General features: G+C 75.5%; 11 protein-coding genes and 1 pseudogene. 8 read left to right on the top strand and 4 right to left on the bottom strand.

Features of this window, described 5'->3' with window-relative positions; genetic code table 11:
- The first annotated feature begins 49 nt into the window (after nt 1-49).
- Nucleotides 50-1291 carry an MFS transporter gene (locus ACVJO7_RS03855; protein WP_344026147.1) on the top strand — a complete coding sequence of 414 codons (1242 nt, stop codon included), beginning with the start codon at nt 50-52 and terminating at the stop codon, nt 1289-1291.
- On the opposite strand, the gene ACVJO7_RS03850 is transcribed toward ACVJO7_RS03855, so the two are convergent.
- The 3 genes from ACVJO7_RS03850 to ACVJO7_RS03840 all read right to left on the bottom strand — a co-directional run bounded on the left by ACVJO7_RS03850 (nt 1282) and on the right by ACVJO7_RS03840 (nt 4719).
- A complete protein-coding gene (locus ACVJO7_RS03850) occupies nt 1282-2817 on the bottom strand; it encodes an acyl-CoA synthetase (protein WP_491671741.1) in 1536 nt (511 codons plus the stop codon). The genes ACVJO7_RS03855 and ACVJO7_RS03850 overlap by 10 nt on opposite strands.
- 125 nt (nt 2818-2942) lie before the next feature.
- Nucleotides 2943-3284 carry a histone-like nucleoid-structuring protein Lsr2 gene (locus tag ACVJO7_RS03845; RefSeq protein ID WP_344026143.1) on the bottom strand — a complete coding sequence of 114 codons (342 nt, stop codon included), beginning with the start codon at nt 3282-3284 and terminating at the stop codon, nt 2943-2945.
- Between the two features lie 283 nt (nt 3285-3567).
- A complete protein-coding gene (locus tag ACVJO7_RS03840; RefSeq protein WP_491671740.1) occupies nt 3568-4719 on the bottom strand; it encodes an MBL fold metallo-hydrolase in 1152 nt (383 codons plus the stop codon).
- A gap of 65 nt (nt 4720-4784) precedes the next feature.
- Between ACVJO7_RS03840 and ACVJO7_RS03835 the strand changes: the two genes are divergently transcribed.
- The 3 genes from ACVJO7_RS03835 (at nt 4785) to ACVJO7_RS03825 (ending at nt 7740) form a co-directional block, all read left to right on the top strand.
- A complete protein-coding gene (locus tag ACVJO7_RS03835) occupies nt 4785-5552 on the top strand; it encodes an enoyl-CoA hydratase-related protein (protein WP_344026139.1) in 768 nt (255 codons plus the stop codon).
- A gap of 24 nt (nt 5553-5576) precedes the next feature.
- Nucleotides 5577-6050, top strand: coding sequence for a MarR family winged helix-turn-helix transcriptional regulator (locus ACVJO7_RS03830; RefSeq protein ID WP_491671739.1), 474 nt, complete (start codon nt 5577-5579; stop codon nt 6048-6050).
- An 82-nt stretch (nt 6051-6132) separates the two neighbouring features.
- Complete coding sequence (locus ACVJO7_RS03825; RefSeq protein WP_491671738.1) at nt 6133-7740, top strand: AMP-binding protein; 1608 nt, start codon at nt 6133-6135, stop codon at nt 7738-7740.
- 13 nt (nt 7741-7753) lie between these two features.
- Here the strand turns inward: ACVJO7_RS03825 and ACVJO7_RS03820 are convergent, their stop codons facing one another.
- The gene (locus tag ACVJO7_RS03820; RefSeq protein WP_491671737.1) at nt 7754-9019 is read right to left on the bottom strand and encodes a L,D-transpeptidase; all 1266 of its coding nucleotides are present in this window, start codon (nt 9017-9019) and stop codon (nt 7754-7756) included.
- A gap of 80 nt (nt 9020-9099) precedes the next feature.
- Between ACVJO7_RS03820 and ACVJO7_RS03815 the strand changes: the two genes are divergently transcribed.
- The 4 genes and pseudogenes from ACVJO7_RS03815 to ACVJO7_RS03800 form a co-directional block, all read left to right on the top strand.
- Nucleotides 9100-10299: a cysteine desulfurase-like protein gene (locus ACVJO7_RS03815; protein WP_491671736.1), complete on the top strand. Its 1200-nt coding sequence runs from the start codon at nt 9100-9102 to the stop codon at nt 10297-10299.
- Between the two features lie 24 nt (nt 10300-10323).
- Complete coding sequence (locus tag ACVJO7_RS03810) at nt 10324-11499, top strand: ABC transporter substrate-binding protein (protein ID WP_491671735.1); 1176 nt, start codon at nt 10324-10326, stop codon at nt 11497-11499.
- Nucleotides 11496-12635 carry a FecCD family ABC transporter permease gene (locus ACVJO7_RS03805; RefSeq protein WP_491671734.1) on the top strand — a complete coding sequence of 380 codons (1140 nt, stop codon included), beginning with the start codon at nt 11496-11498 and terminating at the stop codon, nt 12633-12635. Before ACVJO7_RS03810 ends, ACVJO7_RS03805 begins: the two co-directional genes overlap by 4 nt.
- A gap of 107 nt (nt 12636-12742) precedes the next feature.
- A pseudogene (locus tag ACVJO7_RS03800) lies at nt 12743-13438 on the top strand (ABC transporter ATP-binding protein); the annotation flags it as partial.
- Between the last annotated feature and the right edge of the window lie 22 nt (nt 13439-13460).

Below are 13460 nucleotides of genomic sequence, written 5' to 3'. Positions count from 1 at the left end.
CCGCGGGCCCGGTGCGGCGGGCGGCGGGGGCGCGGGGCAGGGTGCAGAGGTGAGCACCCCATCCGCCGACGCGGTCGCCGACGGTCCCCGGCGGTTGCGGCTGCTGCAGCTCGCCGCCCTGACCAGCACCTGCGACCGGTTCGCGATCGCGCCGCTGCTGGTGCCGATCGCGGTGTCGTTCGGCATCCCGCTCGCCGCGGCCGCCGGAGCGGCGGGCGGCTACTTCCTCGCCTACGGGCTCATGCAGGTGGTGTGGGGGGTGCTGTCGGACCGGATCGGGCGGGTCCGGGTGATGCGGATCGCGCTGGTCGGCGCCGTCCTCGGCGGGATCGCGTCGGTGCTGGCCCCGACGCCGGCCGTGCTGGTCGTCGCCCGGGTGCTCACCGGGGCGTGCACCGCGGCGCTGATCCCGGCCACCCTGGTCTACGTCGGCGACTCCTGGCCGGCCGCCGTCCGGCAGCGCCCGCTGTCCGACCTGCTCGCCGCGACCGCGGTCGGGACGGCGCTGGCCACCGCGGGCGCCGGGCTGCTCGCCGATCTCGCCGGCTGGCGCGCGGTGTTCGCGACGACCGCCACCGCCGCCGCCGTGCTGCTGGTCGCGCTGCGCGCCCTGCCCGAACCGGTCCCGGCCGAGCCCGGTCCGGCCGCCGGCGCGGGCACCGGTGAGCCGGGCGACCGGCGCTGGTGGACGATCCTGCGTCCGGTCGGCACGGTGCTCGGCAACCGGTGGGCGCTGGTCGTGCTGGCGCTCGCCTTCGTCGAGGGCGCCGTCGTCCTGGGCGTGCTCACGTACCTGGCGCCCGCCCTGCAGGCGGGCGGCAGCACGGCCGCGCTCGCCGGGATCGCCGCGGGCGGCTACGGCGTCGGCGCCCTGCTGTTCTCCCGGGTGGTGCGACGGCTGGTCGGCCGGGTCCCGGCCCCCGCGCTCGCCGGGATCGGCGGCGGCTTCCTGGCGGCGGCCTGGATCGGCCCGATGCTCCTGGTGCACCCGGTGACGGTCGCCGTGGCCGGCCTGATGCTCGGCGGATGCTGGGCGTTCCTGCACTCCACCCTGCAGACCTGGGCGACCGACGTCGTCCCGCAGGCACGGGCGACCGCGGTCGCGCTGTTCGCCACCGCCCTGTTCCTGGGCAGCTCGGCCGGGACCGCGCTGGGCGCCCCGCTCGCCGACGCCGGCCGGTTCCCCGCGCTGTTCCTCGCCGCGCTGGTGGTGTCGGTGCCGCTGGGGATCGTCGCGGCGCTGGCCCGCGGCCGCTACCCGCGGCGCCGGCCGCCCGGCGCTCAGACGTAGCGATCGCGCAGCTCCCGCTTGACCAGCTTGCCGGTCGGCGTGCGCGGCAGGAAGTCGGTGAAGTCCACCGACGCCGGCGCCTTGTAGTGGGCGATCCGGCCGCGCACGAACTCGATCAGCTCGCGCTCCAGCTCCGGCCCGGTCCCGATCCCGTCGGACGCCTGGACGACGGCCTTGACCTGCTCGCCCATCTCCTCGTCGGGCACCCCGATGACCGCGACGTCGAGCACCTTCGGGTGCAGCGCCAGGGCGTCCTCGACCTCCTGCGGGTAGATGTTCACCCCGCCGGAGATGATCGTGAACGCCTTGCGGTCGGTGAGGAACAGGAACCCGTCGTCGTCGAGGAAGCCCAGGTCACCGGTCGTCGTCCAGTTCTCGTGCTCGGGATGCTGCGCGGCGAGCGTCCGGCCCGGGTCGTTGTGGTAGTCGAACGGCCGGACGTCCCGCTCGAAGTAGACCGTGCCGACCTCGCCCGGCCCGAGCTCGGTGCCCTCGTCGTCGCAGATCCGGATGGTGCCCAGGCCGGCCCGGCCGACCGAGCCGGGCCGGTCCAGCCACTGGGCCGAGTCGATGAAGGTGATCCCGATGGCCTCGGTGGCGGCGTAGTACTCGTGCAGCACCGGGCCCCACCAGTCGATCATCGCCTGCTTGACCTCGACCGGGCACGGCGCGGCGGCGTGGATCGCGACCCGCAGCGACGACAGGTCGTACGCCGAGCGGACCTGCTCGGGCAGCTTCAGCATCCGCACGAACATCGTCGGCACCCACTGCGAGTGGGTCACCGAGTGCCGCTCGACCAGCGCCAGCGCCTGCTCCGGATCGAAGCGCTCCATCACCACGACGGTCCCGCCCAGCGCCTGCACGGTGGCCGAGAACCGCAGCGGCGCGGCGTGGTAGAGCGGCGCGGGGGAGAGGTAGACGGTGTCGGTGTCGAACCCGTACATCGGCCCGAACAGCGCCTGGTAGGTGTCGCCGGGCTCGTCGACCCGGCGGCCCGGCAGCGCGGGCTTGATCCCCTTCGGACGCCCGGTGGTGCCGGAGGAGTACAGCATGTCGGCGCCGCGCGGCTGCTCGGCCGGCGGCTCCGCGGACACCCCGGCCAGCTCGGCGTCGTAGTCCGCGTAACCGGTGGCGCCCGGGATCTCACCGCCGAACGCGAGCCGGACCGGCACCTCGACGTGGTCCTCGACCGCGGCGGCCAGACCGGCCACCCCGGCCGACACGATCAGCGCCTTCGCCCCGCAGTCCCGCACGATGTAGGCGGTCTCCGGGGCGGACAGGTGATGGTTGACCGCGGTCACGTAGAGCCCGGACCGCTGCGCGGCCCAGTAGACCTCGTACAGCCGCGGGGTGTTGTCCGAGATCAGCGCGACGACGTCGCCCTCCCGCAGGCCCGCCGCACGGAAGTAGTTCGCGAGCCGGGCCGAACCCTCCTCCAGCTCGGCGAAGGTGAGTGTCGCGCCCGATCCACCCATGATCACGGCCGGCTTGTCGGGAGTGGTCGCGGCGTGCGTGCCAGGGAACATCGGGGCCTCTCGTCGTCGGTCGCGCGGTGTCGCGCGGACTCTCCGCCGCCGATCCTGCCATCCGGCCGCCCCCGGGCCGGCACGCGCCGATTCCCGCGCCGCGGGCCGGTGGCCCACGGAAGCGGTCAGTGCGCGTTCTGATACGCCTGCAGAACCGACGACGGGATACGCCCGCGCTCCGAGATCTTCATCCCCTGGGCGATCGCCCATTCGCGCACGGCCCGGTTCGCGGCGCGTTCGGACGCACTGGATCCGTTCGACGACGACGCCGCGGGCGCCGAGCTCCGGCGACCGCCCGCGCGGCGCGCGGCGGCGACGAAGGGCGCGAGCGATTCGCGCAGTCGCTCCGCATTCGCGGCGGACAGGTCGATCTCGTAGGCGCGGCCGTCGACGGCGAACTCCACCTGCTCGTCGGCCTCGGAGCCGTCGATGTCGTCGATCAGCGTGATCGTCGTCTGCTGCGCCACGTCGTCATTCCTTCCGGGGGAATCTCGGGCATCCGAGCGGATGAATCGTCACCGCTGGTGCGAGTCGGTATCCCGCCGGGAACCCCCGGAACCGCGGTGAAGCGTTTTCCGAGCAGAACAGTAAGGGATGCCGATGTGCCCTGTCGAACCCCTCGCGGAAGAGCACCGGAGTTGTTACCGGCCGAAGTGTGGATACGGCGTCCGGGTGAGGTGGAATCGGCGGAAAGGTGCAGGCGCCGGGGGTACCGGAGGGGTCCGGGAGGCCTGCCCCGGACGGCCCCGATCAGCGCGGCGTCGGCCACCACGGCTCGGTCGGGACCGTGTCGCGCAGCGTACCGGCCGGCCCGGACAGGTTGATCCGCCGCCCCGGCTGCGGCAGCGCCAGCAGCACGTCCTGCGCGGCGGCCGCCTTGCGGGCCCGCTCGGCGGGCTCGTCCCACGGGTGGAAGCCCAGGTTGAAGGTCGCCCAGTGGATCGGGAGCAGCACCCGCCCGCGCAGGTCGCGATGCGCGGCGACGGCCTGCTCCGGATCGGCGTGCACGTCCGGCCACAGATCGGCGTAGGCGCCGATCGGCAGCACGGTGAGATCGAACGGGCCGTGCCTGGCCCCGGTGCGGGCGTACACCCGGCTCGGCCCGGTGTCCCCGCCGAGATAGACCGAGTGCTCCGGGCCGGCCACCTTCCAGGCCGCCCACAGCGTGGTGTTGCGGCGGATCCCGCGGCCGGAGAAGTGCCGGGTCTCCAGGCAGGTCAGGGTCAGGCCGCGGACCTGCACCACGTCGTCCCAGTCGCGCTCGACGACCCGGTGCCCGGGGATCCCCCAGGCGCGCAGGTGCGCGCCGACGCCGAGCGGGCCGACGAACACCGCCCGGGTGTCGCGGGCCAGCCGGAGCACCGTCGGCCGGTCCAGGTGGTCGTAGTGGTCGTGGGTGAGCAGCACCAGGTCGAGCTCGCCGAGCGCGGAGAGCGGGGCGACCGGTGGGTGCATCCGGCGCGGGCCCAGCCGGGGGACCGGGGTGGCGTACTCCGACCACACCGGATCGACGAGCACCCGCGCCCCGTCGATCTCCAGCAGCACGCAGGCGTGCCCCAGCCAGGTGACCGCGAGCCCGGCCGGCTCGGCGACCTGCTCCAGCGGGGAGAGCGGCACCGGGCCCGGCGGCACGCCCTCGGTGGTCCGGCTGCGCATCATGTTGAGCAGCATCCGGAGCGACGCCTTCGCCCGCGGCAGGCCCGGCTCGGTGTTGGCGAAGATCCCGTCGACCGCGTTCGGCGATCGGCCGGTGACCCGGCGCAGCTGCGCGCGGGAGGCGCCCATGTTCCGCCGCACGTGCAGGCCCAGCCCGGCCAGGGCCAGCAGGGGAGCGGTCAGCGCGGTCGCCGTGGTCAGCGCCCGGGCGGTGGGGGTGCGGGAGTGGTGGGAGTTGCGGGACACGATCACCACAGTACGAACACCGCGGCCGCGACGCCCGGGGCCCGCCCGCGCCTACGCTGCCGGACGTGACGGACGTGACGGAACCGCGGGTGCGGACGGAGCGGCACGGGCACGTGCTGCTGGTCCGGATGACCCGGGCGGGCAAGCGCAACGCGGTGGACGCGGCGATGACGGCGGCGCTCGACGACGCGCTCAACGAGCTCGACGACGACCCGGACCTCTGGTGCGGGGTGCTCAGCGGGGACGCCACGGCGTTCTGCGCCGGGACCGACCTGGCCGCGGGCTCGGGCGGGCCGACCCCGCGCGGCGGGAACTACGGCGTCGTCCGGCGGGACCGGCGGCGGCCGCTGATCGCCGCCGTCGAGGGCGTCGCGTACGGCGGCGGGTTCGAGATCGTGCTGGCCTGCGACATGGTGGTGGCCGGCACCGGGGCCCGCTTCGGGCTGCCCGAGGTCGCCCGCGGGCTGGTCGCGAACTGCGGGGCGCTGTTCCGCACGCCGCGCCCGCTCCCGCTGAACGTCGCCAAGCAGCTGCTGGTCACCGGGCGGCCGATCGACGCGCGGCGGGCGCACGATCTCGGCCTGGTCAACGAGCTGGTCGAGCCGGGCACGGCGGAGGCGGCGGCGCTGGAGCTGGCCGGGCAGGTCTGCGAGAACTCGCCGCTCGCCGTGTCGGTGACCCTGCGCGCACTGGAGCGGGTCGTGTCGGAGCCGGACGCGCGCGGCTGGTCGGCGACCGACGTCGCGACGGCCGCGATCGAACGGTCCGAGGACCGGGCCGAGGGGATCGCCGCGTTCCTGGAGAAGCGGCCGCCGCGCTGGACCGGCCGCTGACCGGCGCCGGATAGGCTCCCCCGCATGGCGGCCCGGGCCCGACGCGACGAGCTGGTCGCACTGCTGCAGGACTACGCGGGCGAGTCCGGGCTGCTCGGCCAGGTGTTCGCCGGCCGTCACCGGCTGCACCCCACCGACCTGCACGCGCTGCTCGCGATCATGCGGGCCGACTCGGCGGGCGACCCGCTGACGCCGGGGGTGCTGAGCGCCCGGCTGGGCCTGTCCACCGGGGCCACCACCGCGCTCGTCGACCGGCTCGAACGCGCCGGTCACGTGCGGCGCGGGCGGGAGTCGGCGGACCGGCGCCGGATCACCCTGCGGCAGTCCGGTGACGCGGCCGGGATCGGCGCCGCGTTCTTCGGCCCGCTGGGCAGCCGGATGGACGCGCTGCTGGCCGACTTCGACGACGCCGAGCTCGACGCCGTCGCCCGGTTCCTGGTCGCGATGACCGACCTGGTCCGCGAGCACCGGGCCGCGATGGGCACCGGCTCCGGCTGATCCCCGGGCGCCCGGTGCGTGACACGGGGACGCGACGACCGGCCGATTGCGCACCCCGTCATCCGCGGGAGAAGGTGCTGGCATGAACGACAGCGCCGTCAGCATCCCCCATCCCGCCGGTGTCCCTGCCGATCTCACCGGGCTGTCGTTCGAACCGCTCACCCCGACGTCGTTCCTGGACCGGGCCGCGGCCGCGCACGGCGACCGGATCGCCGTCGTCGACGGGGACCTGCGGTTCAGCTACACCGAGCTGCACGAGCGGTGCCGCAAGCTGGCCGGCGGGCTCGCCGCGATCCACGGCGGCCGCCCGGTGGCGGTGCTGGCGCCGAACACGCACGTCGCGCTGGAGGCCACCTACGGCGTGCCGTGGTCGGGCGCCCCGCTGGTCGCGGTCAACACCCGGCTCTCGGCGGGCGAGGTCGGCTACATCCTGCGCCACTCGCGGGCCTCGGTGCTGGTGCACGATCCGGTGTTCGACGAGCTCGTCGCCGAGGCGCTGGCCGGGCTCGACGAGCCGCCGCAGGTGGTGCGGGTCGGCGACGACTACGAGCGGCTGATCAGCTGGGGCGAGCCCACCGCCGTCACCCCGGACGACGAGCGGTCGCTGCTGTCGATCAACTACACGTCCGGGACTACCGGGCACCCCAAGGGCGTGATGTACCACCACCGGGGCGCCTACCTGCAGGCACTGGCGATGGTCGGGCACACCGGGCTGACGCCGTCGTCGGTGCACCTGTGGACGCTGCCCATGTTCCACTGCAACGGCTGGTGCTTCCCGTGGGCGGTGACGGCGGCCGCCGCGACGCACGTCTGCCTGCCGAAGGTGGAGCCGGCGCGGATCTGGGAGCTGGTCCGCGAGCAGGGCGTCACGCACCTGAACGGCGCGCCGACGGTGCTGTCGATGATCGCCTACGCGCCGGAGGCGGCGCCGGTGTCGACCCCGGTCCGGGTGGCGACCGGCGGCGCGCCGCCCAGCCCGGCGATCCTGCGCCGGATGGCCGAGCTCGGCTTCGACGTGACCCACCTCTACGGCCTGACCGAGACGTTCGGCCCGGCGATGCTGTGCGACTGGCGCCCGGAGTGGAACGACCTCGACGGCGACCGGCAGGCCCGGCTCAAGGCCCGCCAGGGCGTCGGGAACCTGATCTCGCAGGCCGTCCGGGTGATCACCGACGACGGCGGCGACGCACCGGCCGACGGCACCACCACCGGGCAGATCGCGCTGCGCGGCAACAACGTCATGCTCGGCTACCTGGACGACGAGCAGGCCACCCGGGACGCCGCGCCGGACGGCTGGTTCCGCACCGGTGACATCGGCGTGATGCACCCGGACGGCTACGTGGAGCTCCGGGACCGCTCCAAGGACGTCATCATCTCCGGCGGCGAGAACATCGCGAGCGTGGAGGTGGAGCAGGCCATCGCCGACCATCCGGCGGTGCTGGAGGTCGCGGTGATCGCGATCCCGGACGAGCGCTGGGGCGAGGTGCCGGCCGCCTACGTGACCCTGCAGGACGGCGCGACGGCGACCGAGGAGGAGATCGTCGAGCACGTCCGCGGCCGGTTGGCCCGGTTCAAGGCGCCGAAGCGGGTCACCTTCACCGAGCTGCCGAAGACGTCCACCGGCAAGATCCAGAAGTTCGTGCTGCGGGACGCGGCGTGGGCCGGCCAGGAGCACCGGATCGGCTCCTGACCCGCGGCGGGGCTCAGGAGCCGGACCGCCACTCGTCCCACGGGATGGTCCAGTCGTGGTAGAGGCCGTCCCGTGCGGTGAGCGGCTCGGAGCTGCCGGTGACCTCCACCGGGTCGCCGAAGGTGGCCATCGCGAAGAACTCTTTCGCGTCCGCGGTGGACAGGTTGATGCAGCCGTGGCTGACGTTGCGGTTGCCCTGCGCGTAGGCCGACGCCGGGTTGGCGTGGATGAACTCGCCGTTGTTGGAGATCCGCACGGCCCAGTACTGCGGCTGGTCGACGTAGCCGTACGCCTCGTTGGTCATCAGGACCTTCTCCGACTTGGCCATCACCACGTGCACGCCGGAGCGGGTGACCCGGTTCGGGTCGGACTCCAGGCCGTAGGAGGCGTCGTAGCGGGCGATCTCGCGGCCGTTCTCGACGACGGCGATCTGGTGGCTGCGGGTGTCGGCCTTCACGATCCGGCCGGTGCCGATGGTGAACGACCGGTCGACGTCGGCGGTGGCCCAGCCGGCGTCGCCCAGGTCGAGCCCGCGCAGCGCGGCCCGCACCCGCACCCGGGTGCCCGGGGGCCAGTACTCCTTCGGCCGGTAGTGCACGCGGGAGCCGTCGGCGTCGTCGGGCATCCAGCGCCAGGCGCCCTCCACCGGGGTGGACGTCTCCACCGAGAGGGTCTTCGTGACGGCCGCCTTGGCCTCGTCGGACAGGTCCGCCGGGAAGCTGAGCGCGACCGGGGCGGCGATGCCGACCTCGGCGCCGTCGCGGATGTTGAGCCGCGCCTCGATCTCGTCGTCCGGGTCGACCGTGCTGAACGCGTCCTCGGCGAGCGGGCGCCGGGTGCCGTCGTCGAGCACCCAGGTGCCCGACCAGCGGTAGCTGCTGCCGAAGTCCAGCGGCGCGGACGCGGTCCAGCTGCGGCCGTCCGGCGACAGCACGCCGGGGACGGGGCCGTCGTCGCCGGTCAGCGCGACGCCCTCCAGGTGCCCGGTGCTCGCCGCGACCCGCACCTGACCGCGCGGGGCGACCGGCGGGCCCGGCCGGGGGCTGGTCGTGACGAACGCGGGGACCTGCGGCTGCGGCGGCTCCGGCGCCGCCGCCCCGGCGAGGTTGCGCGCGATCGACTCGCCGAACCCGCCGCCGGCGACCGCCGCGGTGGCGCCGGCGACCGAGGCGACCAGCACCAGCAGCCCCGCGGTGAGCAGGGCGAGGCTGCGGCGGTGCAGCGACCGCCGCCGGCGCGGTGTGTGCCGGCCGCGCGAGCGCTCCCAGGACCTGGACATGGGGAGATGATCCCCCGTGCGTCACCCACACGGGGTCACCGACACGTCACCGTTCGATCACCGGATGCGAGGCTGGTGCCATGAGCTACGACGTCGCCGCCATCCGCAGCCGGTTCCCGGCACTGCGGGCCGGGATCGCGCACTTCGACGGCCCCGGCGGCTCCCAGGTGCCCGACGTGGTCGCCGGTGCGGTGGCCGGCGCGCTCATCTCCCCGCTGGCCAACCGGGGCACGATCACCGTCGGCGAGCGCGCCGCGGACGCGATCGTGCACGGCGCCCGGGCCGCGATCGGCGACCTGCTCGGCACCGACCCGCGCGGCGTGGTGTTCGGCCGCAGCATGACCGCGCTGACCTTCGACCTGGCCCGCACGCTGGCGGCGACCTGGGTGCCGGGGGACGAGATCGTCGTGACCCGGCTCGACCACGACGCGAACATCCGGCCCTGGGTGATCGCGGCGGAGGCGGCGGGCGTGAGCGTCCGGTGGCTGGACCTCGACCCGGACACCGCCGAGCTGGACGACGTCGCCCCGCTGCTGTCCGACCGGACCCGGCTGGTCGCGGTGACCGGCGCGTCGAACCTGGTCGGCACCCGCCCGGACGTGCCGGCGATCGCCGCCGCCGTGCACGCCGCCGGGGCGCTGCTGATGGTCGACGGAGTGCACCTGACCGCGCACGAGCCGGTGGACGTGCGCGCGCTCGGCGCCGACCTCTACGCCTGCTCGCCGTACAAGTTCCTCGGCCCGCACTGCGGGGTGCTCGCCGCCGATCCGGCGCTGCTGGAGACGCTGCACCCGGCCAAGCTGCTGCCCTCCTCCGACGCCGTGCCGGAGCGGTTCGAGCTGGGCACCCTGCCCTACGAACTGCTGGCCGGGACGACCGCGGCGGTCGAGTTCCTGGCCGGCCTCGACACCGGCGCCCGCGGGGACCGGCGGGCCCGGCTGCAGGCGTCGATGACCGCGGTCGCCGCGCACGAGCTGGCGCTGCGGGAGCGGATCGAGGCGCACCTGGCCGGGCTGCCCGGCGTGACGGTGCGCTCGCGGGCCGCGTGCCGGACGCCGACCCTGCTGGTCACCGTCGACGGCCACCCGCCGGAGCAGGTGTACCGGTACCTGGCCGAGCGCCGGATCGCGGCCCCCGCCTCGTCGTTCTACGCGCTGGAGTGCTCGCGCCGGCTCGGTCTCGGCGACACCGGGGCGCTGCGGATCGGGCTGGCCTGCTACACCGACGACTCCGATGTGGACCGGCTTCTCGACGCCCTGTCCGGGCTCGTCGGGGCCTGACCCGATGTATGTGAGACTGTTCAGGTGATTCACCTTCGGTGGCTCGCCGCCGCGTCGCTGTCCCTGTTGCTGCTCGCCGGGTGCTCGGCACCGACCGTCCCCCCGGAGCAGGCCGCCGGATGCGTCCCCGGGGCGGGCGACGCCCCCACCACCGGCGTGCCGTTCTCCTACGCCACCAACGTCGAGATCGCCGGCGGCGACGGCTACCGGGTGCTGACCGTCCGGCAGCCCTACCCGGGTGGCGCCCTGCAGTCGGTGGTGCTGCTCGGCTGCGAGCAGGACGACCCGGTCCTCCCGGCCGAGCTGACCGACGCCCCGGTGCTGCGCACCCCGGTCGCGGGCATCTTCGCCTACTCCACCACCCAGCTGCCGATGATCACCGAGCTGGACGTGCTGGACCGGCTGACCGGGGTCGGCTCGCCCGACCTGATCAGCGACCCGGCGGTGCGCGCGCACGTCGAGTCCGGCGCCGCCGTCGAGTTCGGCCGGAACTTCGCGATCGACGCCGAGCGGGTCGTCGCCGAGGACCCGCCGGTGCTGCTCACCGGCGGCGAGGACGACCCGGCCCTGCCCGCGCTCGCGGCGGCCGGCATCCCGGCCGTCGGCTGGGCCGACTACCTGGAGACCGGCCCGCTCGGGCAGGCCGAGTGGATCAAGGTGATGGGCGCGCTGACCGGGCGGGACGCCGAGGCCGCCGCCGCGTTCGACGGCATCGAGCAGCGCTACACCGAGCTCGCCGCCCGGGTCCGCGGCACCGAGCCGACGCCGATCGTCGCCGGTCAGCCCTACCAGGGCAGCTGGCCGGTCGCCGCGGGCGACTCGACGGCCGGGATCCTGTTCCGGGACGCGGGCGCGTCCTGGTCGGGGGAGCGGGCGCAGAGCACCGGGCGGCTGCCGCAGACCCTGGAGTCGGTGCTCGCCGAGGACGGCGACGCCCGGATCTGGCTCGCCGACGGCCCGTGGCGGACCACCGCCGACATCGCCGCCACCGATCCCCGGCTGACCTCGATCGCGGCCGCCGGCCCGGACGGGCAGGTCTGGACCCGGGACCGGTTCCTCGGCCCGACCGGCGGCAACCAGATCTACGAGCGGGGCGTGCTGCACCCCGACGAGATCCTCGCCGACCTGGTCGCGATCCTGCACCCGGAGCTGCTGCCCGGTCACGAGTTCGTCTACTACCGGCAGGTGCCCACCGGATGACGGGTGCCGCGCCCCGGCGCCCGGTGGCCGGCGCCACGCCGTCCCCGGTACCCGAACCGGACCGCTCCGCGCAGCGCTCCGGCGGCCGCGCCGCGGTGGTGCTGGGCCTGCTCGCCGCCGGGGCGCTGCTGCTGTTCGCACTCGCCGTGTCGACCGGCTCGGTGGTGATCGGCCCGGCCCGGACGCTGTCCGCGCTGCTCGGCGTCGGCTCCCCGGATCCGCGGCTGGACCTGCTGGTCACCGACCTGCGGGTGCCGCGCGCGGTGACCGCTGCGCTGGCCGGGGCGGCGCTCGGCACGGCCGGGCTGCTCACCCAGACCCTGTTCCGCAACCCGCTCGCCGAGCCCTACGTGCTCGGCGTCAGCGCCGGCGCCGCGCTCGGCGTCGCGCTGATCACCACGCTCGGCGCGGCCGCCGGCGCCGCCGCGTTCGCCACCGGCGGGCTCGGCGCGGCGCCGGTCCCCGGCGGCCGGCTCGGCATGGTCGGCGCGGCCGCGGTCGGCGCCGGGCTGGTGCTCGGCCTGGTGCTGCTGCTGTCCCGGTTCGCCCGGTCGGTGACCGCGCTGCTGGTGATCGGCGTGATGATCGGCTCGGCGATCACCGCCGTGGTCAGCCTGCTGCTGGTGTGGACCGACCCGGACACCGCCCAGCAGTTCCTGATGTGGGGCCTGGGCAGCGTCAGCGGGGTGGCCCGCGGGGAGCTGCCGGTGCTCGCCGCGGTCGTCGGTGCCGGGCTGCTCGGGGTGCTGCTGCTCGCCAAACCGCTGGACGGCCTGCTGCTCGGCGACGACTACGCGCGCACCGCGGGCGTCGACGTCGGCCGGGTGCGGCTGGGCGTGCTGGTCGTCGCGGCCGTGCTGGCCGGGACGGTCACCGCGTTCTGCGGGCCGATCGGCTTCCTCGGGATCGCGGTGCCGCACCTGGCCCGGATGGCGGTCGGCACGTCGCGGCACCGGGTGCTGGTGCCCGCGACCGCGCTGACCGGGGCGGTCGTCGGGCTGGCCTGCGCGATCGTCGCGCACCCTCCCGGGTTCGGCACGGTGATCCCGCTGAACGTGGTGACCTCGCTGGTCGGGGCGCCGGTGGTGGTCGCGGTGCTGCTGCGCTCCCGGCGGCTGGGCGGGGGCGTCTGGTGAGCGGGCTGGTGCTGACCGGGCTGACCGTCGGGTACCGGGCCGAGCGGGCGCTGCGCCGCGGCCGCGGCACGCCGGTGCTGTCCGGGATCGACGCCGTCGCCGGGCGCGGCGAGCTGACCGTGCTGCTCGGGCCGAACGGCGCGGGCAAGTCCACCCTGCTGCGCACGCTGGCCGGGCTGCAGCCCGCGCTGGGCGGCTCGGTCGCCCTCGACGGCGGCGACCTGCTCGCGCTGCGCGCCCCGGCCCGGGCCCGCCGGGTCGGGGTGGTGCTCACCGACCGGCCCGATCCCGGCCTGCTGACCGGGCGGGACGTCGTCGAGCTGGGGCGGCTGCCGCACACCGGCGGCGGCGGGGTGCAGGGCCCGGCCGACGACGCCGCCGTGGACACCGCGATCGACGCCGTCCGCGCCGGACCGCTCGCCGGGCGCCCGCTGGCCCGGCTGTCGGACGGGGAGCGGCAGCGGATGATGGTCGCGCGGGCGCTGGCCCAGCAGCCGACGCTGCTGCTGCTCGACGAGCCGAGCGCCTTCCTCGACGTGGCCGCCCGGGTGGCCCTGCTCGGGCTGCTGCGCCGGCTGGCCCGCGAGCAGGACCTGTGCGTGCTGCTGTCCACCCACGACCTGGAGCTGGCGCTGCGGCTGGCCGACCGGGCCTGGCTGCTCGACGGGGCGGGCGGGATCGTCACCGGCACCCCGGGCGGGCTGGCCGCCTCCGGCGCGGTCGGCGCCGCCTTCGACACCGACGAGCTGGTCTTCGATCCGGGCTCGGGCACGTTCCGGCTGCGTTCCGGCGCCGGGGCCTGACCGCCGCTGCGGCCGCGGTCGG

The sequence above is a fragment of the Pseudonocardia sp. DxW genome (assembly GCF_058448985.1).
Note: the sequence above shows the minus strand (reverse complement) of the source record. Positions and strands in the feature narration are given on the sequence as shown.